The sequence below is a fragment of the Micromonospora sp. NBC_01638 genome (genome assembly GCF_045209745.1).
Classification (GTDB): domain Bacteria; phylum Actinomycetota; class Actinomycetes; order Mycobacteriales; family Micromonosporaceae; genus Micromonospora.
Window position 1 is genome coordinate 6,442,234 of sequence record NZ_CP109273.1, and the last position, 24,890, is coordinate 6,467,123.

General features: G+C 69.4%; 22 protein-coding genes and 1 pseudogene. 15 read left to right on the forward strand and 8 right to left on the reverse strand.

Going from position 1 to position 24,890, the window contains the following annotated elements:
• Positions 1-6 precede the first annotated feature (6 nt).
• Entirely contained in the window at positions 7-1,053 is a 1,047-nt protein-coding gene (locus OG811_RS30050; protein ID WP_406070559.1) for a fatty acid desaturase family protein, read from the forward strand.
• Positions 1,054-1,144: 91 nt separating this feature from the next.
• On the opposite strand, the gene OG811_RS30055 is transcribed toward OG811_RS30050, so the two are convergent.
• Genes OG811_RS30055 through OG811_RS30065 form a run of 3 tightly spaced genes read right to left on the reverse strand, consistent with a single transcriptional unit; the run spans position 1,145 to position 3,746 of the window.
• Complete coding sequence (locus tag OG811_RS30055) at positions 1,145-1,708, reverse strand: GerMN domain-containing protein (protein ID WP_406070561.1); 564 nt, start codon at positions 1,706-1,708, stop codon at positions 1,145-1,147.
• Positions 1,705-3,060 carry a sensor histidine kinase gene (locus tag OG811_RS30060; RefSeq protein WP_406070562.1) on the reverse strand — a complete coding sequence of 452 codons (1,356 nt, stop codon included), beginning with the start codon at positions 3,058-3,060 and terminating at the stop codon, positions 1,705-1,707. The genes OG811_RS30055 and OG811_RS30060 overlap by 4 nt, the downstream gene beginning before the upstream one ends.
• A complete protein-coding gene (locus OG811_RS30065) occupies positions 3,057-3,746 on the reverse strand; it encodes a response regulator transcription factor (protein WP_406070563.1) in 690 nt (229 codons plus the stop codon). Before OG811_RS30065 ends, OG811_RS30060 begins: the two co-directional genes overlap by 4 nt.
• A 251-nt stretch (positions 3,747-3,997) precedes the next feature.
• On the opposite strand from OG811_RS30065, the gene OG811_RS30070 reads away from it, so the two are divergent.
• The 5 genes from OG811_RS30070 (at position 3,998) to OG811_RS30090 (ending at position 7,832) form a co-directional block, all read left to right on the forward strand.
• The gene (locus tag OG811_RS30070) at positions 3,998-4,300 is read left to right on the forward strand and encodes an STAS domain-containing protein (RefSeq protein ID WP_406070564.1); all 303 of its coding nucleotides are present in this window, start codon (positions 3,998-4,000) and stop codon (positions 4,298-4,300) included.
• Positions 4,301-4,379: 79 nt separating this feature from the next.
• Entirely contained in the window at positions 4,380-4,997 is a 618-nt protein-coding gene (locus OG811_RS30075; protein ID WP_406070565.1) for an STAS domain-containing protein, read from the forward strand.
• Positions 4,998-5,164: 167 nt separating this feature from the next.
• Complete coding sequence (locus OG811_RS30080) at positions 5,165-6,304, forward strand: sensor histidine kinase (RefSeq protein WP_406070567.1); 1,140 nt, start codon at positions 5,165-5,167, stop codon at positions 6,302-6,304.
• Positions 6,301-6,963 (forward strand): response regulator, encoded by a 663-nt coding sequence (locus OG811_RS30085; protein WP_406070569.1) that lies wholly within the window; start codon positions 6,301-6,303, stop codon positions 6,961-6,963. The genes OG811_RS30080 and OG811_RS30085 overlap by 4 nt, the downstream gene beginning before the upstream one ends.
• A 209-nt stretch (positions 6,964-7,172) precedes the next feature.
• Positions 7,173-7,832 carry a DUF2306 domain-containing protein gene (locus tag OG811_RS30090; RefSeq protein ID WP_406070570.1) on the forward strand — a complete coding sequence of 220 codons (660 nt, stop codon included), beginning with the start codon at positions 7,173-7,175 and terminating at the stop codon, positions 7,830-7,832.
• Positions 7,833-8,018: 186 nt separating this feature from the next.
• Here the strand turns inward: OG811_RS30090 and OG811_RS30095 are convergent, their stop codons facing one another.
• Positions 8,019-8,858 (reverse strand): NAD(P)H-binding protein, encoded by an 840-nt coding sequence (locus OG811_RS30095; protein WP_406070571.1) that lies wholly within the window; start codon positions 8,856-8,858, stop codon positions 8,019-8,021.
• A gap of 72 nt (positions 8,859-8,930) precedes the next feature.
• Between OG811_RS30095 and OG811_RS30100 the strand changes: the two genes are divergently transcribed.
• The 3 genes from OG811_RS30100 to OG811_RS30110 all read left to right on the forward strand — a co-directional run bounded on the left by OG811_RS30100 (position 8,931) and on the right by OG811_RS30110 (position 11,512).
• Positions 8,931-9,869, forward strand: coding sequence for an AraC family transcriptional regulator (locus tag OG811_RS30100; RefSeq protein ID WP_406070573.1), 939 nt, complete (start codon positions 8,931-8,933; stop codon positions 9,867-9,869).
• 340 nt (positions 9,870-10,209) lie between these two features.
• Positions 10,210-10,743, forward strand: a complete 534-nt coding sequence (locus OG811_RS30105; RefSeq protein ID WP_405425881.1) for a DUF3592 domain-containing protein — start codon at positions 10,210-10,212, stop codon at positions 10,741-10,743.
• 331 nt (positions 10,744-11,074) lie between these two features.
• On the forward strand, positions 11,075-11,512 hold the full coding sequence (locus OG811_RS30110) for a hypothetical protein (RefSeq protein ID WP_406070574.1): 438 nt from the start codon (positions 11,075-11,077) through the stop codon (positions 11,510-11,512).
• 78 nt (positions 11,513-11,590) lie between these two features.
• Here the strand turns inward: OG811_RS30110 and OG811_RS30115 are convergent, their stop codons facing one another.
• Both OG811_RS30115 and OG811_RS30120 read right to left on the reverse strand, forming a co-directional pair.
• A complete protein-coding gene (locus OG811_RS30115; protein WP_406070576.1) occupies positions 11,591-12,709 on the reverse strand; it encodes a Gfo/Idh/MocA family protein in 1,119 nt (372 codons plus the stop codon).
• Positions 12,679-13,389 (reverse strand): ThuA domain-containing protein, encoded by a 711-nt coding sequence (locus tag OG811_RS30120; RefSeq protein ID WP_406070577.1) that lies wholly within the window; start codon positions 13,387-13,389, stop codon positions 12,679-12,681. Before OG811_RS30120 ends, OG811_RS30115 begins: the two co-directional genes overlap by 31 nt.
• A gap of 450 nt (positions 13,390-13,839) precedes the next feature.
• Between OG811_RS30120 and OG811_RS30125 the strand changes: the two are divergent.
• Positions 13,840-14,231, forward strand: a pseudogene (locus OG811_RS30125) (DUF1877 family protein).
• A gap of 75 nt (positions 14,232-14,306) precedes the next feature.
• Here OG811_RS30125 and OG811_RS30130 read toward each other — a convergent pair.
• The gene (locus OG811_RS30130) at positions 14,307-15,080 is read right to left on the reverse strand and encodes a TetR/AcrR family transcriptional regulator (protein ID WP_406070579.1); all 774 of its coding nucleotides are present in this window, start codon (positions 15,078-15,080) and stop codon (positions 14,307-14,309) included.
• Positions 15,081-15,108: 28 nt separating this feature from the next.
• Between OG811_RS30130 and OG811_RS30135 the strand changes: the two genes are divergently transcribed.
• The 3 genes from OG811_RS30135 to OG811_RS30145 all read left to right on the forward strand — a co-directional run bounded on the left by OG811_RS30135 (position 15,109) and on the right by OG811_RS30145 (position 20,778).
• Positions 15,109-16,233, forward strand: a complete 1,125-nt coding sequence (locus OG811_RS30135; RefSeq protein WP_406070580.1) for an FAD-dependent oxidoreductase — start codon at positions 15,109-15,111, stop codon at positions 16,231-16,233.
• A gap of 78 nt (positions 16,234-16,311) precedes the next feature.
• A complete protein-coding gene (locus OG811_RS30140) occupies positions 16,312-19,137 on the forward strand; it encodes a BTAD domain-containing putative transcriptional regulator (protein WP_406070581.1) in 2,826 nt (941 codons plus the stop codon).
• 69 nt (positions 19,138-19,206) lie between these two features.
• Positions 19,207-20,778: an alpha/beta hydrolase gene (locus OG811_RS30145; protein WP_406070583.1), complete on the forward strand. Its 1,572-nt coding sequence runs from the start codon at positions 19,207-19,209 to the stop codon at positions 20,776-20,778.
• Positions 20,779-20,906: 128 nt separating this feature from the next.
• Here OG811_RS30145 and OG811_RS30150 read toward each other — a convergent pair whose 3' ends face one another.
• Positions 20,907-21,485: a DinB family protein gene (locus tag OG811_RS30150; RefSeq protein ID WP_406070585.1), complete on the reverse strand. Its 579-nt coding sequence runs from the start codon at positions 21,483-21,485 to the stop codon at positions 20,907-20,909.
• A 347-nt stretch (positions 21,486-21,832) separates the two neighbouring features.
• Here OG811_RS30150 and OG811_RS30155 point away from each other — a divergent pair, with 347 nt between their 5' ends.
• Both OG811_RS30155 and OG811_RS30160 read left to right on the forward strand, forming a co-directional pair.
• Positions 21,833-22,714 (forward strand): fructosamine kinase family protein, encoded by an 882-nt coding sequence (locus OG811_RS30155; RefSeq protein WP_406070586.1) that lies wholly within the window; start codon positions 21,833-21,835, stop codon positions 22,712-22,714.
• A 324-nt stretch (positions 22,715-23,038) separates the two neighbouring features.
• On the forward strand, positions 23,039-24,886 hold the full coding sequence (locus OG811_RS30160) for a glycoside hydrolase family 15 protein (protein WP_406070587.1): 1,848 nt from the start codon (positions 23,039-23,041) through the stop codon (positions 24,884-24,886).
• Positions 24,887-24,890: the final 4 nt, after the last annotated feature.

The following is a 24,890-nucleotide window of genomic DNA, read 5'->3' on the forward strand; positions in this document are numbered from 1 at the left end:
TAAGGAGTGGCGAGGGTGAGTGATACGGAGCTTGGCGCCCGCAGCGACCGGGGCAGCGAGTACGCCCACCTGTCTCGCCTGATCCGCGGCGCGGGTCTCCTCGACCGACACCCTCGCCGCTACCGGACGCGGGCGACGGTGCTGCTGGGCTGCTTCGTGGTTATCGGCGTGGTGTTCGTCCGACTCGGATCCTCGTGGTGGCAGGCGGCTACCGCTACCGGCGCCGCATTGCTGTTGGCGCAGCTGGCGTTTCTCGGTCACGACGCCGGGCATCGGCAAATCTTCCGCTCCCGTCGGGCGAACGACGTGGTCGGCCTGATCTGTGGAAACCTGCTGACCGGGATCAGCTACGGGTGGTGGGTCGACAAGCACAACCGCCACCACGCAAATCCGAACACCGAGGGCCACGACCCCGACCTCGTGGTGGCTCCGCTGTCCTTCACTGCGGGCCAGGCTGTCACGCAGCGCGGCCTGCGGGCGCTGTTCGTCCGGCACCAGGCGGCGCTGTTTTTTCCCCTGCTGATGGTGGAGGGTCTGCATTTGCACGCCGCCAGCGTTCGGGCGGTCGTCGGCCGTGGCGGGCTCAGGCACCGACCAGTGGAGGCCGGACTGCTCGTCCTGCATTTCGCCGGCTACCTCGGGGCCGTGTTCCTGGTCCTGAGCGCTCCGCAGGCGATCGTGTTCATCCTGGTCAATCAGGCCCTCTTCGGCCTATACCTGGGCAGCTCATTCGCCCCCAACCACAAGGGGATGCCCATCCTGACCGAGGCCGACAACCTCGATTTCCTACGCCGGCAGGTCCTCACCTCCCGCAATGTGCGTGGCGGCCGGCTCCTCGACGCACTACTCGGCGGGCTCAACTATCAGATCGAACACCACCTCTTTCCCAGCATGCCGCGACCAAACCTGCGCCACGCCCAGCCGCTGATCCGCCGGTTCTGCACCGAAAACGACATCGCCTACCACGAAACCACGCTGATTCAGTCCTGGGCACAAGGGCTGGCACACCTGCGGGCGATCGGGATCGCATCGACTCGACCGGGCGACGACTGAGACTGGCGGTGGCGAGCGGCCCGGAAGGCGAGGCCCTCCCACAGGCAACATGGAGTGCCATGGACATGCGACCGCATCGGTGTGGCCGGGGTCAGCGTGGGGTGACAAGTGTGGCGTAGTCGGCGCGGGTGAGCGGTTGTTCGGAGAGCAAGCCGTCCGCGCGGGGCACGCCGAGGGGTTTGCCGTCGCGCAGGAACACCACAGTGGTGATGTCGTCGCGGCTGGTGAGGGTGCAGACGATCTGCCCGAAGGCGAGGACCTCGTCGCTGCGGCCGGCGTCGGCGGCGGGTTCGTCGACCGCGACGAGGGCCTGAGCACCGGTCACTGTCGCACCCGCGGCGTCAACTGCTCCAGGCAACGCGCTGGTCAGGCCGCTGTCGCGTTCGGCCGTACTTGGCCCGGCGAGCAGATGCCGCAGTTGGTCCTCGACCGTTGGTGGGCGGTCGACGGGCCGGACCACGGAGACGATGCGGTTGTCGCGAACGAGGCAGACTGTCTCGGCGGCAGGCCCGGCCGGTGCCCTGGTGTCGGCGGGAGCTGAGCTTTGGAACGGACCCCGCGGGGGTTGCACCGTTCGGGGGGTGGCGTCGGTGGGGACGCCGCAACCGGTCAGCAGCGCGGTGAGCGCCACGGCCAAAAGGTGACGGTGGTTCATGGCAGGCTTTCCGGAAGGGTGATGCGGAAGCAGGCGCCGCCGCCGGGCCGGTCGGTGACGGTGGCGTGTCCGGCGTGCGCGGCAGCGTGTTGGGCGACCAGCGCGAGCCCGAGACCCGTGCCATCCCCGGTGCCACGGGTGTGCGCAGCCCGCCCCCGGACAAACCGGTCAAAGATCGCCTCGCGGTCCTCGATGGGCACGCCCGGGCCGTCGTCCTCAACCTCGATGACGCCGACGCTGCCGTCGCGGCCCAACCGGATGCCCGCAGGACCGCCCCCGTAGGTCACCGCGTTGTCGAGCAGGTTGGCCAGGACCTGCGCGACACGCCGCCGATCGACCCGCCACGTCGCGGGTACGTCGGGTGCGAGGTGGACGAACGTCGCGGGCAGGTCGAAGGCATGGCAGGCATCCCGGGCCAGCGCCACCACGTCCACGGGGGCCCGGTGGGCTGGCTGGTCGCTGCGGGCCAGATCGATCAGGTCATTGACGAGCCGTTGGAACCGGTCGATCTCGTCGGCGACGAGCCCGGCGGCGACGGCCGTACGTTCATCCTGGTGTTCTCGGCGACGGGCCAGGACGCTGGCCGCCGCGGCGAGGGTCTGCAACGGTGAGCGCAGTTCGTGGCTGACGTCGGCGGCGAAGCGCCGGTCCCGCTCGATGCGATGGGCAAGCCGGTCGACCATCTGGTTGAACGAGCCGGACAGCCGGGTCAGGTCGGGGTCGGTCGCCGGGTCGAGGCGGGCCGTGAAATCACCGGCGGCGATCTTCTCGGCGGCGTCGGCGACCGCCGTCAACGGCCGCAGCCCATGCCGGGTGGCGTACCAGCCGAGGGCCGCGCCAGACCCGGCGACCATGATCGCGACGGTGGTCAGCGCGAGCGCCAGAACCTGGAACGTATGCTCCAGCTCGCGCAGGGAGTTGACCTCGAAGTACGTCGCCGTCGCGGACAGGGGCACCCCGACCACCAGGGCGGGTTGGCCGTCGACGCGTACGCGCTGCACCGCCGGATCCCCGGCGGCGACGAGCCGTCGCAGGTCGGCGGGGATGGGGGTGGTGGTGCCCGGGTCGGCGGTGCGGGCGTACCAGGCGCCGTTCAGGTGCAGCACGGGCCGCCGGCTGCCGCCCGTGTCCAGTGACCGAAGCACCTCCACAACGTCGGGGGTGTCGGTGTCCAGCCCGGCACGGACGACGCTGGCGTCGTAGTAGGCGGCGCGCAGGGCCGTGCGTTCCCGTTCTTCGATCAGGGATCGGCTGGTCAGCTCGTAGGAGACCAGGGCCATCGACGCGGCAAGCAGGAGTGCGCCGACGGCGAACGCTGCCGTGACCCGGGTACGCAGTCCGAGACGTCTCATCGCTGAAGCTTGTAGCCCAGACCCCGCAGGGTCACCAGGTGCCGGGGGGCCGCAGGATCCGACTCAATTTTCTGCCGCAGCCGGCCGATATGCACGTCGACCAGCCGCTCGTCGCCGCTGTCGTACCCCCACACCCGGCTGAGCAGTTGCTGGCGGGTCAGCACCCGCCCGGCATGTTCGGCAAGCTCGCACAGGAGCCGGAATTCGGTGCGCGTGACCGATACGGGCTGGCCTGCACAGCGCACCTCTCCTGCGTCGGGGCTGATCTCCAGTTCGCCGAAGGCGAGCACGGGCACGGGCTCCGGCGCCTGCCCCGCGACCTTGGCACGGGCACGGCGGCGCAGGGCGCGCAGCCGAGCGGTCAGCTCCTTGATCGCCACCGGCTTGACGACGTAGTCGTCGGCGCCGGCTTCGAGAGCGGCGACGATGTCGTGGGTGTCGTCGCGGGCGCTGACCACCACGATCGGCACGTCGTCGTCGCGGCGCAACTGCCGGATGCACTCGAAGCCGTTGAGGCCGGGCAGCATCAGGTCGACCAGCACGTAGTCTGCCGGGTCACGACGCTGGGCGCGCAGACCCTCCTCGGCCGTAGCCGCCCCGTGAGCTTGGTAGCCCTCTTCCTCGAGTGCGAGCAGCAACGCCAAGCGGATGCGGTCGTCGTCCTCGATCACCAGCACGGCCGTCATACCCGGCATCATCCCCAGGCACCGGCCACGCGGCCAACTCCATCGGCCGACTGACGCCTTTGTCACGCAACTGTCATAGATCCGCACGGTGGCCGCCAAGCGGGCACGGCACGGTCGGAGGCGACCGGGGGTCCGTGAGAGGGAGGGGCACGCCTGTGACAGAGCCACTGGCACCGACGCCGTGCACACTACCGCTGGCCGAGGTATGCGTCACCCAACTCGACCTGGCCTGCCTGCCGGCGGCCGGAGCGATGTTCGACCGGCTGCTGACCCTGCATCCTGGGCAGGTCGTGGTCGATTTGTCCAGGTGCCGGCACATCGATGCCGCTGCGATCGGCCTGCTGCTCGACGTTCACCGGCGATTGGCAGGTGCCAACGGGGTCCTCACCATCCGTGATCCGAATCCTCGCATCGTGCGCATCCTGCACACTGCCCGTCTCGACCGGGTCCTGCAGATCGTCATCAGTCCCCCGCCGTCGTCCGACACCGCGACGGCGGAACCCAGCTCGGCGCAGCCGGCGCTGGTCGTTCGAGGCCGCGCGTCGGTGAAATGACCTCAGTGACGAACCCCGCCAGCCCCGAATGCCATGTCCGCCGCACTGGCGGGACAGGGACGTAGGAAGGACCAGCAGAATGACCGTCGTCCCGGACGACCACCTGATGACATTGATCTGTGATACCTGCGGCGACTCCGTCAGGGCCACCGCCTGCGTGCTTCCCGACGCGGAAGTCGTCTGGACCCTGGTGTCCGAACAGGGGTGGAGCGGCTCCCCGTTCGCCACCGGCCCGCACCGCTGCCCGCACTGCAGCTTGCTGCCGATCTCTGCTGGTGGCAAGGCTTCGTGCGGCAACCACGATCCGGGCGGAATCCTCGGCATCGACCATCTCGACGACGTGACCGTCGTCGCCGCCACCGGGGACCTCGACCTCGACACCAGTGACACCCTGCGCGCCGCCCTGCGCCACGCGGCCGACGTGGGAGGGCACCTGGTGGTCGACCTGACCCGAGTACACGTCATCGACTCCACCGGCCTCAGTCTCCTCGTCCGCGCCCACCGCGACGCCCGCGACCGCGGCGTCACGCTGTGCCTGGCCGCGCCGTCGCGGTTCATCCGCACCGTCCTGCACACCATGCGCCTGGACGGGACGTTCCCGATCTTCGACAGCCGTGACGACGCACTCGCCCAGCTATCCGCGGGAGTGGCCAGCAATCCTGTGGCCTCCAACGCCGCGACGGCCGCCCGTAGTTGATCGACGGCGACACCGCCCGGACCGCGAGGATCTACGGTTCGAGGCGCTTGTCGCGCAGCGGTTGAGCAGCGGCTGACCCACGCGGTCGCAGCAGATCAGTGTCGCCGCAGCCATCGGTCGTACTTTGGGACGATCTGGATTCGCACCACCGTTCGTACGATGGTCCTATGCACCCTCGCCTGCACGCTGTGTTGGCCGAGCCGCGTATCTCACACGCCCCGTCCCGTGTGTGGCGCGACTGGGCGTTGATCGCCGTCTTCGCGCCGGCGATCGTGTTGGAAGGATTCTTCCGACCCGATCTGCCGTGGCGGGTGGGCTGCGTCGTCGTCGCGCTCGCGCTGCTGCCCACGCTCCTGTGGCGGCGTACGGAGCCGCTCGCGATGGTGGCGATCGCGTTCGGCTCCACGGCGGTCGGCCCATTCGTGCTGCCCGGCGATGCCTGTCAGATGTTCACGACGAGCTTCTTGGTCCTACTGGTTTACGCGCTGTTCCGCTGGGGCTCCGGCCGGGATGCCGTAATCGGTTCGTTCTTCGTGGTGGCCAAGGTGGCCGCCGCCGGCCTGGTCGGCTCGATCAACGGCGGCGAATTGGTCGCTGGCTTCGCGGTGATGTTCGCCGCCGCCACACTGGGTACCGCGATCCGCTTCCGCGCCGCCGCCCGTCTGCGCGAACTCGATCAGGTGAAGCTGTTGGAGCGCGAGCGGCTCGCCCGTGACCTGCACGACACGGTGGCCCACCACGTGTCGGCGATGGCGATCCGCGCCCAGGCCGGCATCGCCGCCTCGGCGAGCCAGCCGGGCGCCGCCGTCGAGGCACTGCGCGCAATCGAGGCCGAGGCGTCCCGTGCGCTTGCCGAGATGCGCGCGATTGTCCGCGTCCTGCGCCGCGACCAGCCCGCCGACCTGGGGCCCAGCCCGCGGGTCACCGACATCGAGCGGCTCGCCGGCCGTTTCCGCACCGGGCCGGCCGTCGACGTGGATTTCCGCGGGGACCTCGGCGACCTTCCGCCCACGGTCGGCTCCGCGCTCTACCGGCTGGCTCAGGAGTCGGTCACCAATGCCCGTCGCCACGCCCGCCACGCCACCCGCATCGCGGTCAGCGTCGCGGCCGACGACACCTCCGTGCGCCTGCGGGTCAGCGACGATGGCGAGGCCGGTGCCGCCCGACCGACCGGCTCGCCCGGTTTCGGCCTGGTGGGCATGATGGAGCGCGCCGACCTGCTCGGCGGCACCTGCGAGGCCGGCCCCAATCCCGGCCGTGGGTGGACCGTCACGGCCGTGCTCCCGCGCGAGGGAGTCGGCGCGTGACGGTACGCGTGCTCGTGGCGGACGACCAGGAGATCGTCCGTACCGGCCTCACCATCATCTTGAACACTCAGCCCGGCATCGAGGTCGTCGGTGGGGCTGGCGACGGCCGTCAGGCGGTCGAGCTCGCCCAGCGGCTCCGGCCCGACGTGTGTCTCTTCGACATTCGCATGCCAGGCATGGACGGCATCGAGGCCACCCGGGCGCTCGCTGGGCCCTCGGTCCCGGAGCCGCTCGCGGTGATCGTCATCACGACCTTCGACCTCGACGAGTACGTGTACGCGGCACTGCGTGCCGGCGCCCGCGGCTTCCTGCTCAAGGAGGCTGGCCCCGACCTGCTCAGCCAGGCCGTGCACGCGGCCGCCAACGGGGACGCGCTGATCGCGCCGAGCGTCACCACGCGGCTGCTGAAGGCGTTCGCCGACGCGGATCCAGCCGCGCCGCGGAAGCAGCCAATCGAGGCGCTCACCGACCGGGAGGAACAGGTGCTGGTCGCCGTCGCGCGGGGACGCACCAACAAGGAGATCGCCGACGAGCTCTACATCACGTTGAGCACGGTCAAGTCGCACATCACCAGCCTGATGACCAAGCTCGGTGTGCGTAACCGGGTCGAGGTGGCGATGTGGGCGTACGAGACCAACCGGAGACGGGCGCGCTGGTGACGGCGCCGATCGGGTAGGAGATGGCCACCGCCATTTCCGCCAGCACCCGTCTGTCCCGCCCTACCGTCCCGCCGGTCGCCAGGGCTGGCGACGAGTGACGTCGACCGGTGACCGGCGTAAGTACGACGACGGCGTACGACCATCGACCGGCCCGATTGCGGCCCATGTGCCGATGATCAGGGACGGGTGCGGCGTTCACCATCGATGGCATGACAATGCGCGAGTGGCGGCTACCGGCCGCGTTGATCCTGCTGGGCCTGATACCGATGGTCGCTGGTGCGGCACGGCTCACCGAGTTGGGCACCGGACCGGAGGTCACCCCAGCGAACGCTCGCTTCGTCGCCGAGCCGCTGCCGGTCGTGCTGCACATCGTCGGCGCGGTGATCTACACGATTCTCGGCGCCTTCCAGTTCGTACCCAGCCTGCGCCGCCGCCGCTGGCACCGCCTCGCCGGCCGGGTGCTTGTTCCCTGCGGACTGACGGTCGCGCTCTCCGGCCTGTGGATGGCCTTCGCGTACGACCTGCCGGCCCATGACAACAACGTGCTCGCCGGCATACGGCTCGTCTTCGGCTCGGCCATGGCCGGCTCGATCCTGCTCGGCCTCGCCACCGCGCTACGCCGGCAATTCGCCCAGCATCGCAGGTGGATGGTGCGCGGCTACGCGATCGGCCTCGGCGCCGGCACCCAGGCGTTCACGCACGCACCGTATTTCGTCGCGACCGGCGAACAGCCCGACGGGAACGTTCGGGCCGGGCTGGTGCTCGCCGGTTGGTTGATCAACCTTGCCGTGGCCGAGTGGTACCTGCGGCGTCCGGCCCGCACAACACATCCTCGACCGGCTCGTCAGCCGCGTGCTGCTGCCCGATGACAGCGCTGTTGCTTGTCGGATCGAAGGACGTGTTGAACCCGGGTCGGGTCCGCGGTCAGATCGCTTGGGCGAGTTCGGTGCCGCCGGTGGCTGCTCCCCCGAGCTTTCTCCGGCGGCCCCATTCGAGTCTTCGCGAGCGGTCATCCCTCGGCATGACCGCGACGGCGATCAACGAACCTCCGCCTCCTATGCCCTGTCCCAGACACCCGTGGCCGCGGCGTCCTTGGCGAAGTCGGCGAAGTCCCGCGGCGGACGACCCAGGGCACGCTGCACCCCATCGGCTACCTGGGCGTTACGGCCGTCCAGCACGCTCGTGAACAGGTACGTCAGCAACTCGACGACCTCCACCGGCACACCCTCGACGGCCAACGCCCCCGTGTACTCCTCGACGGAGACCGAAACGAAGTCGATGCGCCGGCCCGCCGCCCGGGCGATCTCGCCGACCGCGTCGGCGAAGGTCAGCAGCCGCGGCCCGGTCAACTCGTGAAGCTGCCCCGCATGTCCGCCCTCGGTCAGCGCCGCCACGGCCACCTCGGCGATGTCGTCGGCGTCCACGAACGGCTCGGGCACGGTCCCGACCGGGAGAACCACTTCGCCGCCCAACACCGGCTCCCGCAGGTAGTCCTCGCTGAAGTTCTGGCTGAACCAACTCGACCGCAGGATCGTCCACTCGACCCCGGAGGACTGGATCAGCTTCTCGGCGGCCTGGGCCTCCTCCTCACCTCGGCCGGACAGCAGCACCAGCCGGTCGACTCCGGAGGCCACCGCGAGATCGGCGAACGCGCCGATGGTCTCGGGAGCGCCCGGCACCGCGAGGTCCGGGTAGAAGGACACGTACACGGCGCCGACATCCCGGAGCACCGGCGCCCAGGTCGTCCGGTCCGTCCAGTCGAAGGGCTGCCCGGCGGACCGGGAACCGACCCGGACCGGCACTCCCCTGCCCCGCAGCCGCTCTACAACGCGACGGCCGGTCTTGCCCGTGCCCCCCAGGACCAGGATCGTCTTCCGCTCTTGCTCGTTCGTCATAGGAACCATTCAAGAGCGGACCGGTGAGACTGCACATAGCCAAGACGCGCGCCTTCATGTTCAATCGTCTACGTGGATGCTGTCTCCGGTCTGCTCGACGGACCCCGGGCGCAGGGCGCGTTCCTACTCCGCTCGATCCTGACGCCGCCCTGGTCGATAGCCATCAAGGACGAGGCGCCGCTCACCCTGGTGGCCATCGTCCGGGGCGACGCCTGGATCGTCCCCGATGAGGGCGGGGGCGTGCGGCTCGGCCTCGGGGATGTAGCGATCATCCGGGGCACCGGCCCGTACATCGTCGCCGACGACCCGGCCACGGCACCGCAGGTGATCATCCATGCGGGCCAGCGCTGCACCACGCCGGACGGGCAGGAACTGTTCGAGATGACCAAGCTGGGCGTACGGACCTGGGGCAATGGGCTGGACGGTCCGACGATCCTGCTCACCGGCACGTACACGATGCGGGGCGCGGTTGGTCAACGGCTGCTGGGCGCGCTGCCGCCGCTGGTGGTCGTCCCGCGCGAGTCCTGGGACTCCCCGCTGGTTCCGCTGCTGGCCACCGAGATCGTGCGGGACGACCCCGGCCAGGAAGCCGTGCTCGACCGCCTACTCGACCTTCTGCTGATCGCCACGCTGCGCGAATGGTTCGCCCACCCCGGGGCCAAGGCCCCTGCCTGGTACAAGGCACACAGCGACCCCGTGGTCGGCCGGGCCCTGCAGATACTCCACAACAACCCCGCCGAGCCCTGGACCGTGGCGTCACTGGCTGCCCAGACCGGGGTCTCCCGGGCCGCGCTGGCCCGCCGGTTCACCGCGCTGGTCGGCGAACCGCCCATGTCGTACCTCACCGAGTGGCGGCTGGCCCTCGCCGCCGATCTGCTCCGCGAGCGGGACGCCACCGTCAGTGCGGTCGCCCGCCAGGTCGGCTACGGCAGCCCCTTCGCCCTGAGCACCGCCTTCAAACGCCGCCGCGGGGTGAGCCCTCGGCAGCACCGAGTGGCCGCCCGTGAGTAGCCGCGTGCTGGCGGCGGATGGCCTGTGCTGCTGGAGCGCTCACGGTCACCGCGCCTTGTCAGCGGCAGATGCGTGTACCTGATCTTGAGGTCGTTCGCCTGCGAATGAATCATCAATGGCCGTCGCCGCGGCTGCCGTGTAGCGGCGCGGACCGGGCCGCTGGTCAGCCGAGCAGACTTTGGTAGCCGCCAGGGAGGTTGCCATTAGCGCTGTCCGCGTGCTGGCGATGACGCTGACCTGCATTCCGGGTCGGCCCCGTCTGAGAGCAGGGTACGACCGGAGTGGTTCGTCAACCTGCCGGATGAGCTGACTCCTTGTCAGGGTCCACTACAGTCTCGCCATGATCGAGAACCTGGCCTGGTTGCCGTACGTCACGGCCTTCGTCGTGGGCGTTCCCGCCCTGGTCGGAGCTGGGCTGATCTTCGCGGCGGCGCGACGGTGGAGCAAGCTGCGCGCGCTCGCCGCCTCGGGCCAGCGAGCGACCGCGCAGGTCGTAGACAACCAGTTGGAGTCGTGGTCCGACGGGAGAACGGCGTTCCGGCCCGTGGTCACGTTCCAGGCGAGCTCGGGTCAGGAGGTGACGACGGTGCTCGCTGATCTGGGCGGGTTCCGGTCCCACTTGGTGGGCACCGAGATCGACGTGCTCTACGACCCGCAGAAGCCCACCGAGGCGGCACCGGTGCGCAAGGGCAACACGAGGCTGATCATCACACTGGTGTTCGGCCTGATCTTCCTGACGTTCTCGTTGTGCGCGTACCAGATGGCCGACCTGGTCCTCAGCGAGTTCCGCGATTTCGGAGGATTCTCCGATTCTGGGGATCCGGGAGATTTCAGAGACCCCGACTTCAACTTCGACGAGTTCGATGGGCCGTGAGTCGGCGTGGTGTCGGGCGTGCAGCGATGAGTAGTTCAGCAGGCAGAGGGGCTGCACTGTTCTCGGCATGTGCGGACGTCGGCCCACCTCTGGAGCGGGAGCAAATCTCTGCTGACGACTTCGGGCCCGCCGAAGAGGTTAACCGGGGAGAAGGCACGGGGGTAGTCGTTACACAGCACCGGCAGAATCCTCGCCGGCCCCTATCGGCGCTACTGCCGACTCATGGGATTGACCTGCCCTCACAACCGGTCGGGTTTGGGTAAGGTCCGTCGAATTCAGAAACGCCCGTGGCTGGCAGGGGCTTGCCGTGCGGGTGGTATCGCGGTGGACCGTGCTGGCACCGACGGTCGCGGTCGGCGTCGTGGTACTCGGCCTGGCGCCAACCGGCGCAACGGCCGTCTACAACCGCACCTCTGTGGACGTGGCCGACTACGTGACTCCAGGGGAGGCAGCCAACGGGAATGGTCTCGCGGACCTCGGCCTCGACGTGGTTGACCAGCTGACCACGGTTGTCACCAGCCTGGCCGTGGCCAGCCTGCTCCTATCGATGGCAAGGCTCACGCACGCCAAGACGTGGGCACATGCGACGACGTGCATCGTGATCGCGTTTCTTCCGCCCACATCGAGACGAGATTCGCCAGTTCCTCTCGCCGGCCCACCAGGGCCGACACCCGCGCGCTATCGCCACGAGATTTCCCGCGCGAAACAGGGCCCGGTCCCGCGGAGACGTCGCGAGCAGCGGAAACACCACCGGGTACGCCTGCGCTGACCGCCCTCACGCTGCTCGCCTTAGACGCGCGACGGGGCCGCGCCGCCGGGCCAGCGCCGACCGCCACCCGACCCCCGTTCAGTGTCCGTATACGTCGTACGCCTTCCAGTCCTCGACCGGAATGAGCGGAACTGGTGCGGGCCGCTCCACCACCGTCGTCAGCTCGATCCGCTGGCCTTCGGCTGCCGACTGGAGCAGGGTGGTCATCGTTTCGAGTACGTGCAGCGCGAAGTCGCCGCCAGCGCGCGGCGGGCGCTGACCGTCGGCCCTGACAAGGTCGATCAGACCGATGCCTCGGGAACCCTCGGCGTAACCGGCCCGCGGTTCGAGAACGCGCCATTCGGTGCCGCCGAGCGCGAAGAGGCGGACCTCACCGTCGAAGTCGTTCGGATCGGGTACGGCGAGCGTGCCGGTCTCCCCGTGTACCTCGATCGGTGCGGCCGTCGTCGCGACGCCGTCGAAGCTCGTTGTGATGGTGGAGAGAGCACCGTTGGCGTGCTCGAGCACGCCGGTCACGTGGGTGTCCACCTCCGCCGGAATCCGCTGGCCGATGCGCGGGCCCGAGCCGATGACGCGCTCGGCGCGCAGGCGGCTGACGGCTCCGCCCACCGCGCGAACCGGCCCGAGCAGGTGGATGAGCGCCGAGATGTAGTACGGCCCCATGTCCAGCAACGGGCCGCCGCCCGGGGCGTAGTAGAAGTCGGGGTTGGGGTGCCAGCGCTCGTGCCCTGGCGTGACCATGACGGCCGACGCGGACAACGGGCGTCCGATGAGCCCGCCGTCGATCGCCGCCCGCGCCGTCTGCGTACCCGTACCCAGGACGGTGTCCGGCGCGCACCCAACGCGGACGCCAGCCGATGCGGCCCGTTTAATGATCGAGTGGCCGTCCGGGAACGTCACGGCGAGCGGCTTCTCGACATATACGTTCTTGCCCGCGTCGATCGCGCCGAGCGAGATATCGGCGTGCGCCGCAGGGATCGTGAGGTTGAGCACCGTCTGCACGTCTGGGCGGGCGAGCAGGCGCTCGACGCTCAACGCCTCGGCGCCGGGAATCATGGCTGCGACCGCAGCCGACCGGGCGGCGTCGAGGTCGGCCAGTGCGGCGATGCTCACCCCAGGGTGGTTGGCGAGTGTGTTCAGGTACGCGCGGGAGATGACCCCGAGACCTACGACGCCGACGCGGTGCGGGTCGCCCACACCATCCCCCTCTCGATGACGGTACGGACGCCTGCGTGCTCCAGCACGTCAAGGCTGTGTCCCGGGGTCGTCACGACAATGCGCCCGGCACCCCAGAGTCGGGTCCAGATCGCCGGCGAGGTGACCGGCCGGTGCCATGGATGCCACGCCTGCGTTGGGTGGGTTGTGACGGCCAGTACGTTGATCAGGTCGTCGTGCAGCACCCAATACTGCTCGGTCACTAGGTCGAAGTCCTCGATTCCCGCAGTGATCGGATGCTCCCGGCCGAGGTCGGTGATGCGCACCGTGTGCGGCAGAAAGTTGTCCTCCGCACCACCGCGACGCTCGCACGGCTCCTGACCCGGATGGGTCGCGAACTGGCCGCCCACCAGATGCAGGTACTCGGATGACGCGCGGAACGAGTCCACGATACCGCCGTGCCAGCCGGTGAAGCCCGTACCGGCGATGACCGCCGCGCTGAGGCCCGCCGACTGGTCCGAGGTGATGTGCGACATCGTCACGCACTGCACGACGAGGTCCGTGTCGGCCATCTCGGCGGCATCGGCGTAGATCTCCGTCGACTCCTCGGTCCGTACGGCATAGCCGCTACGTTCGAGAAAGGGGATGAACAACTCCGTCGCCTTGACCGGCTGGTGCCCCTCCCACCCGCCCCGAACCACCAATGCTCTCTGCTGCGCCACCCTCGCTCCCTCCCACGGTCCGTCGCCACCGGGCTGGCCGCTCCCGCCCCGGCGACGTGCCGCCGATACCCGTGCTTGTCGAGCACCGAAACCGTACTCGTGGTTGCCACCAAAGCCGGCGTTCGCCGGGTTCCGGGTTCCGCCTTGCCCGGTCCGCTTACGCCGGACCACGGACGCGGAGGTACCACCTCCTCGCAGAGGAACAGGCTGTCGTTGGACGGAGTTCAAGGCAGCGGGGTCCGACAGCCAGCCATGGGCAATCGGATCCACGAACGACACCGCCCACCTTTTCGGCGATGAGGATCCGGGGTGACGAGAGCCCCTGCCTACGGCGCCCGCTCGGCGGCAGAACAGTGCGCCGCCAAGGGTTGCCGGAGACCTTCGCCCACTGTCGAGGGAACTGTCGTAACCAGCACTTAGCCTCGCGCGGTGAGCATGATCGGCAACTGACTGCGCGTTTCGCCAGACGAACTGGAGCAGGCGAGGGCTGACCTCGACTGGGCCTACGAACTCGCCACGACGGAACAGGACGACAACTCCGAACGCTGGGCTGCCACCGACAAAGCATGGAACGGGCTTGATTTCCTATTCCTGGAGAACTCGAAGACGACTGGGGCTACGGGCCGCCCTCTTATCTGACACCGGTCCAAGTAGCGACGGCGGCCTCGCGGCTGGCCGCGCTCACCGAAGACGGCCTCATCCGGGGCGTCGACCCGCAGGAGTTAAAACGGGCCGACATTTGCCCCGGACCCTGGGAAGGACCCGGCGAACTTGCGTGGGTGGCCCACTATCTGCCAGGCGTCCGAAGCTTCTTCGCGGCAGCCCGTCCGAGATGCCGCTGAGCGACCGAACCCCTACACGCAGTGATGAAGCTTCTCATCCCGCGCGCACCGCTCGCGGCCGATCCGGATGTCTGATCAAGGTGCATCGGCGTCCAGCCGGCCGCCGACCGCAGAGCAGTCGGTCACGGTGCGGGGTCGGCTGGTGATGCCGTCCAAGACGGTGGTCAGGTTGTGGTTGAAGCTCTCCTCGGCATTGAGGTGGGCGCCGTCGATGACGAGCCGGGAGACGGTGGGATACCTGCCGGTTTTCAACATGCGTGTGAGGTAGGGGCCGAGGCTGGCCTGAAAGGCGGCTTCATCGGTGCCGGTGGCACGGGCGGTCCGCCGCTCGGTGACCTCACTGCGGACCGCTCCGATGATGAAGGCGTTGAGGGCGCCCAAAGCCCGCTGGAGATCGTCGATGCCGCGCACGCCGGGGGCCTGGCTCAGCGCCGCCGCGGTCGCTTCGCCCACGGCAAGCGCGTGCGGTCCCAAGTGTGGCCTTCCGCCGAGCAGGTCGGAAAACCACTCATGATCAAGGGCGGCATCGCGAGTCACGCGGGCGATGGCCAGCACCGTGGCGCGCCACGCGGAGCGCTGGCCGACCTCGGCGATCCGGGCATAGACGACGTCGACCATCAGATCGAGCAGTTCGGATCTGTTGATCACATAGTCGTAGAGCCGCATCGGACCGACACCGAGTTCTTTTGCGATCTTGCGCAACGACAGCCCGTCGAGGCCGTGCGCGTCGGCAAGCTGGATCGCCGTAGCGACGATCTTCTCGCGGCTCAACGGCACCGGCGCCGCCCGCGGCTGAGGTTCGGGCCGTTCCCAAACGGGCAACGGTTCGCTACCGTACGGTGTATCCACAAAGACAGCGTACGGCAACGGAGTGAGAATGCGAATTGCGATCGCTGGCGGCGGCCTTGGCGGCCTGACGCTGGCACGGATCCTGCATCGGCACGGCATTGATGCGGTGGTGTACGAGCGCGAGGCAGGCCGATCCGCGCGGCCGCAGGGCGGATCGCTCGACCTGCACCCGGAGTCCGGGCAACAGGCCCTGGCCGAGGCGGGTCTCGCCGGCCGGTTCCGGTCGGAGGCGCGGCCCGAGGGCGAGGAACATCGCATCGTCGGCCCGACCGGACAGACCCTGGTACACCATGAGCCGCAACCTGGCTCATTCTCCGGACGTCCCGAGATTGACCGGAGCGCACTGCGTGATCTTCTGCTCGATTCCCTCCCCGGCGACACGGTTGTCTGGCGGCACCGGCTTGTCGCGGCGACCCCGCGACCTGACGGGGGCTGGGAACTGACGTTCCATGGCGGCCACCGAACCGGCTGCGACATCCTCATCGGCGCGGACGGTGCACGCTCGATCGTCCGGTCGTTGCTGACCGACGTCCAACTGTCCTATGTGGCCACCCTCGTGGAGCTGGACATCGAAGACGTCGACCGGCGCCATCCCGATCTCGCCGAACTGGTCGGCCCCGGGAACCTGTGGTGCGTCGGCGTGAACCAGATCCTGGCAGCGCAACGCCTCGGCGACGGCCGCCTACGTGTCGGGATCTCGCTGCGCGCAGACGATCGCCCCATCGACACATACCGTAGTAAGCGTGCCCTGCTGGGCATGTTCGGTGGCTGGGACCCACGCCTCACCGCACTTATCAAGGCCGGCGACGGCGCGCCGACGCCGCGCCTGATCGAAACGATGCCCATCGGTACGCGCTGGGCCAGCCGGCCGAGCATCACCCTCATCGGCGACGCCGCGCACCTCATGCCGCCGGTCGGCGAGGGCGCCAACCAGGCCATGCTCGACGCCGCCGAACTCGCCAGCCGACTCGCCGCCAACCCCGCCGACCCGGACTCGGCAATCCGGGCGTACGAGGAGGTGATGTTCACCAGGATTCACCCGATCGCCGAAATGTCCGCACGAGTCCAAGCGATGATGCTGTCCCCAACCGCAGCGGAAGACATCGTCCGCTTCTTCACAGCTCAGCCCGCCGAACCGACGTTCGCAGACTGACCGCGAACGCCGAACTGGTGGAGGCCACCAGCCGTCCAGCCGATGAAGCAGCATGGGTCAGGCCCATACGATGCGGTGATGGACCCTGCTGTGGGGCCCCCGGCGATGCGGTACCGACTGCTCGGGCCGGTCGAGGTGTGGTCTCTCGCCGGGGAACGGCTGGCCCTCGGCACGCCGATGCAGGTGCGCCTGCTGGCCATCCTGATGTCACAGCCGGGCACCGGGTGGTCTATCGACCAACTCGTCGACGAGCTGTGGCAGGGACGCCCGCCGAAGACGGCGGCCGGCAACGTGAAGACCTATGTCTGGGCGTTGCGCCGGGCGTTGCGGTCCCCGGGCTCCCCCGACCCCGCCATCCTCGCCGGGGCCACCGGCTACCGCCTCGTCCTCGACGCTCAGGCGATGGACAGCGTGGCCTTCGACGACCTGACCCAGCGCGGGTATCACGCGTTGCGACAGGGCCGCTGGTCGGATGCACTGCGGGCGTTCGAGGCGGCGCTGGCGCTGTGGCGTGGGGAGCCGTTTGGGGGCCTCCCCGGATGGGGGGTGCTGCTCTCCGTCCGAACACGGCTCCAAGAGCAGCAGTCGAGTCTGCTGGCGGAGATCGCGGACCTCCAACTGCGCGCCGGACGGCACAACGAGCTGATTGAGCCGCTCCGCACACAGATCGACGGGGATCCACTACGCGAGCGGCCGTGGGGGCAACTGATGGTCGCCCTGGCCCGGGCCGGACGGCGGGCGGACGCGTTGGCGACGTACCGGCAGCTACGCCGACTACTCTGCGACGAGGTGGGAGTCGAGCCCGGACCCGATCTCCAACACCTGCACACCCGCATCCTGCGGGCCGACCGGGAGCTGTTGACATCCGGGGCGCGGCCGCCGGAGAAACCCACGCCGCAGGTCCCCCGACAGTTGCCGGCCCCGCCGGCGCTGTTCACCGGCCGTACCCGTGAACTGGCTCGGCTCACGACGCTGCTGCTCGGCGACGCCGCAGCGGCCGGCACCGTCGCCATCACCGGTACCGGCGGCGTCGGGAAGACCTGGCTGGCGTTGCGCTGGGCGCACGACAACCTGCACCACTTCCCCGACGGGCAACTCCACGTCGACCTGGGCGGGTTCGGCGCCGCGACACAGGAGGCGTCACCCTCAGCCGTCGTCGTACGCTCGCTCCTGCCCGCCCTGGGCGTCAAGCCCCTGGAGATACCCGCCGAACCGGCAGCCCAATTCGCCCTGTACCGCAGCCTGACCGCAGACCGACGGCTGCTCGTGCTGCTCGACAACGCGCGCGACGCCCAACAGGTGCGGCCGCTGCTTCCCGGGTCGACCCGGTGTGGCGTGATCGTGACGAGTCGCCACACACTGCCCGGCCTGGTCACCGCCGAAGGCGCCCAACTCGTCGCCCTGGACCTGCCCAGCACCACCGAAGCGCGCCAGCTGCTCGTACGCCGACTGGGTGTGCAGCGGACCACCGCCCAGCCGGCGGCGGTGGACGAGCTGATCAGCCGTACCGCGCGGTTGCCCCTCGCCCTGTCCATCGTGGCCGCGCGAGCCACCGCTCGGCCCACGTTCCCGCTCCAGGCCATCGCGGACGATCTGGCAGCGAGCCGAGGCGGGCTCGCCGCCCTGGCCACCGACGACGCCGCCACCGACCTGCGCACAGTGCTCTCCTGGTCGTACCGTCTGCTCAGCCCGGACGCGGCCCGCCTGTTCCGGCAGATCAGCCTGCACCCTGCGGCGGACGTCAGCGCGGCGGCGGCGGCCAGCCTCGCCGGGGCGCCGCCACACCTGATCCGGCCGGCGCTCGACGAGTTGACCCGGGCGAACCTGCTGGTTGAGCAGTCCCCCAACCGCTTCCGCTGTCACGATCTGCTCCGCGCCTACGGGCAGGAGCTGACGGACGCACACGACTCTGCAACCGACCGCAGAGCCGTGCGGGAGCGCATGCTCGACCACTACCTGCGTGTCGCCCGCAACGCGGCGAGTCTGGTCGACGCCAGTTGGCAGCCGGCCGATACGTTGCCCTCGCCCGCCGGCGCGGCACCCCCGGCGTTCACCGACCACCGGCCCGCGTTGGCGTGGTTCACCACCGAACAGCGGGTGCTGCTGGCCACCGTCGACGAAGCGTTCGCCCACGGCTTCGACGCCCACGCCGGGCAGCTCGCCCAGACCCTCACGCCTCTCCTCAGCCGGCTGTCACAGTGGCACGACCTGGCCGAGGTCCAGGCCACCGCGGTCACGGTCGCGCGACGCCGCAGCGATCCACGCGCCGAGGCGCTGGCGCACCGGGACCTTGCGCTGGCACACATCCAGCTCCGCCGCTACGATGCCGCCCGCCGTCACCTCGGGCGCGCGATGGCGCGGTACGACCAGGTCGGTGACCGGCCGGGGCAGGCGAGCACCCACCTGCACCTCGCCTGGTTGTACGACATCGAGGGCGACCCGCGGGGGGCGCTGCCGCACGCCAGGGACGCGCTGGCACTGTCCAGCAGCAGCGACGACCGGCACGGCCAAGCCGCGGCGCTCAACGCGCTGGGCTGGGGCCACGCCCGGCTGGACGAGCACACACGCGCGATCGCCTACTGCGAACAGGCGCTGTCACTTCATGAGGAGGTCGAGGACCGGCTCGGCGCAGCCCACACCTGGGACAGTCTTGGATTCGCCCATCACCGCCTTGGGGCTCACCTGACCGCGGCCGCCTGTTACCGGCGCGCTCTCACGCTCTATTCCGACGTCGAGGACCAGTGCGGGAAAGCCGAGACACTCATCCGTCTCGGCGACGCCCATCAGGCGGTGGGCGACCACGACACCTCGGCCGACCTGTGGCGACAGGCGTTGACGATCCTCGACCGGGTCGGTCATCCGTGGGCCGTGGAGCTGTCCGAGCGGCTGGCCGCGTACCGCTGAACGCCCTCCGCGGACCGTATCCGGATCGGCATGGATCCGGCGTGGATCGGACGTCGGCAGGCTGGGCGAATGCTGACCACGAAGAGAGCCACCTTCTGGCATCCCCGCGGGGTTGATCGTCGACGCCCGCCGCTCCTCCGCCGCCTTTCGGCCGTCGTCGCGGTCCTCGTCGCCCTGTCGCTCAACGCCCCACCGGCGTTCGCGGCGCCCGACGGCACCGGACCGGTCACCGGCCCGACCGCCGCCGGCGCCACCGGCGGGTGGAACGGCCGGATCGACTGGCAGGCCTGCCCGGAACGACCCGACGATCCGGGAACGCGGTGCGGCAGCCTGCGCCTGCCGGTGGACTGGGCCCGGCCGCAAGGCGCAACCTTCCAACTGGCCCTGGCGCGGCGCACCGCCACCGAGCCGGCCGCCCGCATTGGCACCCTGGTCTACAGCCCCGGCGGTCCCGGCCTGTCCGGCGTGGACGTGGCGCTGACGGCCGACAGCCAGCTCGGGCCGGACGTGCTGCGCCGCTTCGACATCATCGGCTTCGACGCCCGGGGCACGGTCCGTAGCAACCCGGTGCGCTGCTCATCGGCGCTGCTGGCCCGGCACCCCTCCCTAACACCCGCCAATGCGGCCGAGTACGAGCGACTGCGCACCTACAACCGCCAGTTGCGCGACGACTGCCGCGCTCACAGTGGCCCACTGTTCGACCACATCGACAGTGTGAGCGTCGCGCGTGACACGGACGCCATCCGGGCGGCCCTCGGTGAGCAGCAGCTCAGCTTCTACGAGTGGTCCTACGGCACACTGATCGGGCAGGCCTACGCCGAACTGTTTCCCGACCGCGTCCGCGCACTGGCCATGGACAGCGTGATGGACCACAGCCAGGGGGTCAGGGAGTACTTCCGCAGCGGGGCGGCCAGTAACGAGGCTCTGTTCCACGAGTTCGTGACCTGGTGCGAGCGGACCCCTAGCTGCACACTGCACGGACGTGACGTGCCGGCGCTCTTCGACCGACTGATGCGCCGCGCCGATGCCGGCACGCTGGTCGACGCGGCCACCGGCGCCCCGCTGACCTGGTTCGAGCTCGGGTTCGCCACATTCGTCAACTTCTTCGACGCGACCTGGGCCGATTTGGCGAACATGCTTCTCGCGCTGGAGCGCGGCGAGGCCGCTGATCCGCCCCTCGCGTCCCCAATGGTGTCCGTCGACAGCAACGAGGAGCTCACCGAATACGCGCTGCCGGCGTTCTGCCAGGACTGGTCGCTGCCGGTCGACGGGTTCGACGGGTGGAACCGGTATCTCCAACTGTCCCGCGCTACGGCACCGCACCTGCGGGCCTCCCCGTTGGTCGTCCGCTTCGCCGCGATCTGCCTGGGCTGGACGGCGGTCAACCCACAACATCGGCTGCAGGTACGGACGAGTGTCCCGCTGCTGGTGCTCAACGGTCGATACGACCCGGCCACCCCGTACGACGGGGCGCTGCGGGTGGTGCGCCAACTCGGAAGGCAAGGCCACCTTCTCACCTACGAGGGGTCGGGCCACGCCAGCTACCCACGGACGGAGTGCACCCGGAGTTACGTCGAGCGGTACCTGATCGAGAGAGCCACACCGCCGGCTGGCACGAGCTGCCCGGCCGTCCCGGCCTGACGCACCGAAGTCGTCGCGGCGACGCCCCAGCTCACACGGTAGGTAGCCTGCCCGGTCCGACGGGGTCGAGCAGGCTACCTACTCGGTCAGGGATCAATCCACCGCATTTGTCAGCGATTCGCCCGTCCTCAGGCGAACTCGCGGGCGGTGGATTCCAGCCTCCCGCGGTAGGCGGCCCACCAGGCCTCGTCGCCCTCGACCACATTGTCACCGGGCCGCCGCCAGCCGACCTGGCCGTCGACCAGTTCGCGCACGATGTCGGCGTGCCCGGCGTGCCGGTTCAGCTCGGCGAGCACGTGCACGAGGATGAGGTGCAGCGTCACCGGCGTGTGACCCCACCACCGCACCGAGCCGGGCGCGTCGATCGGGAGCGCCTCGATCGTCGCGTCCGAGTGCGCCCAGACTCGGTGCCACAGGCCGACGATGTCGTCGCGGGACTCGTCGGCCGCGGCCCACATGTCCACGTTCGGCTCGGCATCCTCGTCCAGGCCCGCGACGAACTCGGGAAAGGGACGGTCGAACACCTCGCCGAAATACCCGGCGGTCACCGAGGCCACGTGCTTGACCAGCCCGAGCAGGTTCGTCCCGGTCGGCACGAGCGGGCGCCGTACGTCGTACTCCGACAGCCCGTCGAGCTTCCCGAGCAGCGCCTCGCGCGCCTCCCGCAGGTACCGATAGAGATTCGCCTTGGCGTCGAGGTCTGTCATGCCGCCCAGGATCTCACCGCCCGCCGCCGCGATGCCAGGTACGTCCGCGTTCCGAACTGCGGCTCGGTGGCGGTCACGCGATTGCGGTTTCTGATGTGCGCCCTGCCCTTTTGTCGACGTCCGCCGTAACGGTGGGTAGCGCGTAGGTCGCGGCATGGACTGCCCGAGAGCTGTGCGCTGGAATGCTCGTGACGAACTGGACCGCCTAATCTGATGCTGGTGAACGTCCGACAGCGTAAGAAACTCACAGCCCGCCTGACGGCGGCGCTGCTGCGTGACGATCTTCCGACCGTACTTGCGCTGTTGCGTGCCGGGGCAGACCCGAACGCGATGAGGAGCCTGTCCTGATGCGTTCGGCGGCGGTCCTGCTGGAGTGCCTGCTCCGGGCCGGGATGCGCGAGGTCGTCACAGTGGAGCCGGTGACGGGTGGGGTCGCGGCGCTCGCGGGCATCGCCACCCGCCGGGACGCACCGTCGGTGTTCGTCAAGGCCTTCGCCGAAGCCCCGGCCGACGACGTCTTCGTCGCGGAGGCCGCAGGGCTGGCCGCCCTACGGGAGCTCGGCGGTGTGGCGACACCCGAGGTGATCCTGGCGGACCGGGAACTGCTCGTGTTGTCGGTGCTGCGGCCGAGGCCGCACAGCGAGATCTTCTGGGAGCAGTTCGCACACGTGCTCGCCCGCATGCACATGAGCACGACCCATCCTCGCTTCGGCTGGCACCACGACAACTGGCTGGGCCGCCGCCGCCAGGTCAATACGTGGAATGACGACGGCTTCGCATTCTTCGCAGAGCATCGGCTGCTTCGGTGGCTCGGGCAGCCTCGCGTCGAGGCGGCGCTGGATGCCGGAGACCGGGCGGCGCTGGAGCGGTTGTGTCACCGGCTGCCCGACCTGCTGCCGGACCAGCCGGCATGCCTGACGCACGGCGACCTGTGGGCACAGAACATCCTGGCAACTCCGGACGGGCAGCCCGCGCTGATCGATCCGGCCGTGTCGTACATGTGGGCCGAGGTCGACCTCGCCCATGTGTGGTCCACCTCGCCCCCGCCCGAGGCGCGACGAATGTTCGAGGTCTATGCCGACCTGACCTCCCTCGACGGCGACTGGCGGGCTCGCATGCCGATTGTCCAGCTGCGGCAACACCTCGCCGTACTGGCCCAGTTCGACGACGACTGGGGCGCAGGTGACCAGATCCGCGCCGTCCTTGCCCCGTTCCGGACGATTTCCTGACCAAGGGTGACCTTGGCGCCGCACTGGCAGGTGGGGCGACGTTCGGTGAAGAACGCGATCGCGGGGGACCGGGATGGACGGATCTCGACTTGTCGGCGTCCTCGTAGGTGAGGTGATCAAGGTGATGATCGGGCACCGGAGGAGCCCCTCGACCGAAATCGATAGGGCACCGGCGTCGAACGCACACCTCGTTGCGGAGGGGACCCGCCGGGCGGGTCGAGGCGCGCGGGAAGCGCGGAAGGGTGGCTGACCGCAAATCGCGTCTAACTCGACAATCCGTCCTTTAGGTTACTGCTCAGAAGGCTGTCGAGACCGGGGGGCGACGTGGAGAGCTATCCGGCGATCGAGGATCACGGGCTCATCGGCGACCTACAGACCGCGGCGCTGGTGACCTGCGACGGGACGATCGACTGGTTTTGCGCGCCGCGCTTCGACTCGCCGAGCATTTTCGCCGCGTTGCTGGACCGGAAACGCGGTGGCTACTTTCGCATCGCGCCGCACGACGTTCGGTACGTCACCAAACAGCTCTACCTGCCCGGCACTCCGATTTTGATCACCCGGTTCATCAGTGCGGACGGCGTCGCCGAGGTGCTGGACTTCATGCCGGTCACCGGCGACCGGGCCACTGACGCGCACCGCCTGGTCCGCGTGGTCAACATGGTCCGGGGCAGCATGCGGTTCCGGGTGGAGTGCCGGCCCCGGTTCGACTACGCCCGGGAGAAGCACACGCTGGAGCGCCACCCCAATGGGTACGTCTTCCGCAGCCGGTCGGCGTCGCTCACCTTCAACCCGGTCGACCCGGTGCGACAGTTGATTTCGCAAACCGGCGACATCCAGCTGGAGGACGGCGACCTGGTCGCCTACGGCGCTCTGAATGAGGGCGACACCGCCGGGGTGGTCCTGGAGACGGCCGGCACGGACCCGCGGATCATCCCGCCGGAAGAGGTCCAGGGCATGTTCGAGTGGACCCGCGACTACTGGCGGCGCTGGCTCGAGCGCTCCCGCTACACCGGGCGGTGGCGGGAGATGGTCGAGCGCTCGGCCATCACGCTGAAGCTCATGACGTACGCGCCGACCGGCGCGATGATCGCCGCGCCCACCGCCGCGCTGCCCGAGCTGGTCGGCGGCACCCGCAACTGGGACTACCGCTACACCTGGGTACGCGATACGTCCTTCTCGGTGCACGCGCTGCTCGGCCTCGGCTTCACCGAGGAGGTCAGCCGGTACATGACCTGGCTTGACGAGCGCATCCGCGAGGCCGGCGACCATCAGAACCCGCTCAAGATCATGTATCGGGTGGACGGCTCTTCCGATCTGCACGAGGAGATACTCGACCACCTGGAGGGCTACCGCGGCTCCCAACCGGTGCGGATCGGCAACGGCGCCGCCGACCAGCTACAGCTCGACATCCACGGCGAGGCGCTCTACGCCATGCACCTCGCCGACGAGCAGGGCATCCGGGTGTCGGACCAGGTGTGGAAGAGCACCGTCCGGATGATCGACTGGCTCTGCCACAACTGGGACCAACGCGACGCCGGTATCTGGGAGAGCCGCCACAACCCCCGCCACTACACCTTCGGCCGGGTGATGTCCTGGGTGGCGTTGGACCGGGCCATCCGCCTGGCCACCCGCACCGGCCGCCCCGGAGACGTACCCGGCTGGACCGGGCAGCGTAACCGGATCTACAACCAGGTCATGGCCCGTGGCTACCACCGGGAACGCGGAAGCTTTGTGCAGGCGTACGACGAGAACATGCTCGACGCCGCACTGCTGGCCATGCCGGCGTTCGGATTCGTAACGCCGAACGACCCGCTCTGGCGCTCCACCTTGGAAGCGATCGAACGGGAACTGGTCTCCGACAGCCTGGTCCATCGGTACGACCCGGTCCACTCCCCCGACGGCCTTCCCGGGCACGAGGGCACCTTCAACATGTGCACGTTCTGGTACGTCGAGGCGCTGGCCCGCTCGGGCCGCCTGGACGACGCCCGGCTCACCTTCGAAAAGATGTTCACCTTCAGCAACCACCTCGGCCTCTACGCCGAGGAGATCGCCGCCACTGGTGAGCAGGTCGGCAACTACCCTCAGGCGTTCAGCCACCTCGCCCTGATCAACTCTGCCCTGGCGCTGAACGACCTGCTCGACGTCGAGGCCGACGCCCGGCGCCGCCATTAGAGCA

What these genes read in the sequence shown, in the direction of transcription:
- OG811_RS30095 (WP_406070571.1), bottom strand. Translation starts at nt 8,858, where the DNA reads ATGACGAACGAGCAAGAGCGGAAGACGATCCTGGTCCTGGGGGGCACG.
- OG811_RS30065 (WP_406070563.1), bottom strand. Translation starts at nt 3,746, where the DNA reads ATGACGGCCGTGCTGGTGATCGAGGACGACGACCGCATCCGCTTGGCG.
- OG811_RS30150 (WP_406070585.1), bottom strand. Translation starts at nt 21,485, where the DNA reads ATGACAGACCTCGACGCCAAGGCGAATCTCTATCGGTACCTGCGGGAG.
- OG811_RS30075 (WP_406070565.1), top strand. Translation starts at nt 4,380, where the DNA reads ATGACCGTCGTCCCGGACGACCACCTGATGACATTGATCTGTGATACC.
- OG811_RS30055 (WP_406070561.1), bottom strand. Translation starts at nt 1,708, where the DNA reads ATGAACCACCGTCACCTTTTGGCCGTGGCGCTCACCGCGCTGCTGACC.
- OG811_RS30155 (WP_406070586.1), top strand. Translation starts at nt 21,833, where the DNA reads ATGCGTTCGGCGGCGGTCCTGCTGGAGTGCCTGCTCCGGGCCGGGATG.
- OG811_RS30070 (WP_406070564.1), top strand. Translation starts at nt 3,998, where the DNA reads ATGTTCGACCGGCTGCTGACCCTGCATCCTGGGCAGGTCGTGGTCGAT.
- OG811_RS30080 (WP_406070567.1), top strand. Translation starts at nt 5,165, where the DNA reads ATGCACCCTCGCCTGCACGCTGTGTTGGCCGAGCCGCGTATCTCACAC.
- OG811_RS30060 (WP_406070562.1), bottom strand. Translation starts at nt 3,060, where the DNA reads ATGAGACGTCTCGGACTGCGTACCCGGGTCACGGCAGCGTTCGCCGTC.
- OG811_RS30105 (WP_405425881.1), top strand. Translation starts at nt 10,210, where the DNA reads ATGATCGAGAACCTGGCCTGGTTGCCGTACGTCACGGCCTTCGTCGTG.
- OG811_RS30090 (WP_406070570.1), top strand. Translation starts at nt 7,173, where the DNA reads ATGACAATGCGCGAGTGGCGGCTACCGGCCGCGTTGATCCTGCTGGGC.
- OG811_RS30145 (WP_406070583.1), top strand. Translation starts at nt 19,207, where the DNA reads ATGCTGACCACGAAGAGAGCCACCTTCTGGCATCCCCGCGGGGTTGAT.
- OG811_RS30140 (WP_406070581.1), top strand. Translation starts at nt 16,312, where the DNA reads ATGGACCCTGCTGTGGGGCCCCCGGCGATGCGGTACCGACTGCTCGGG.
- OG811_RS30135 (WP_406070580.1), top strand. Translation starts at nt 15,109, where the DNA reads ATGCGAATTGCGATCGCTGGCGGCGGCCTTGGCGGCCTGACGCTGGCA.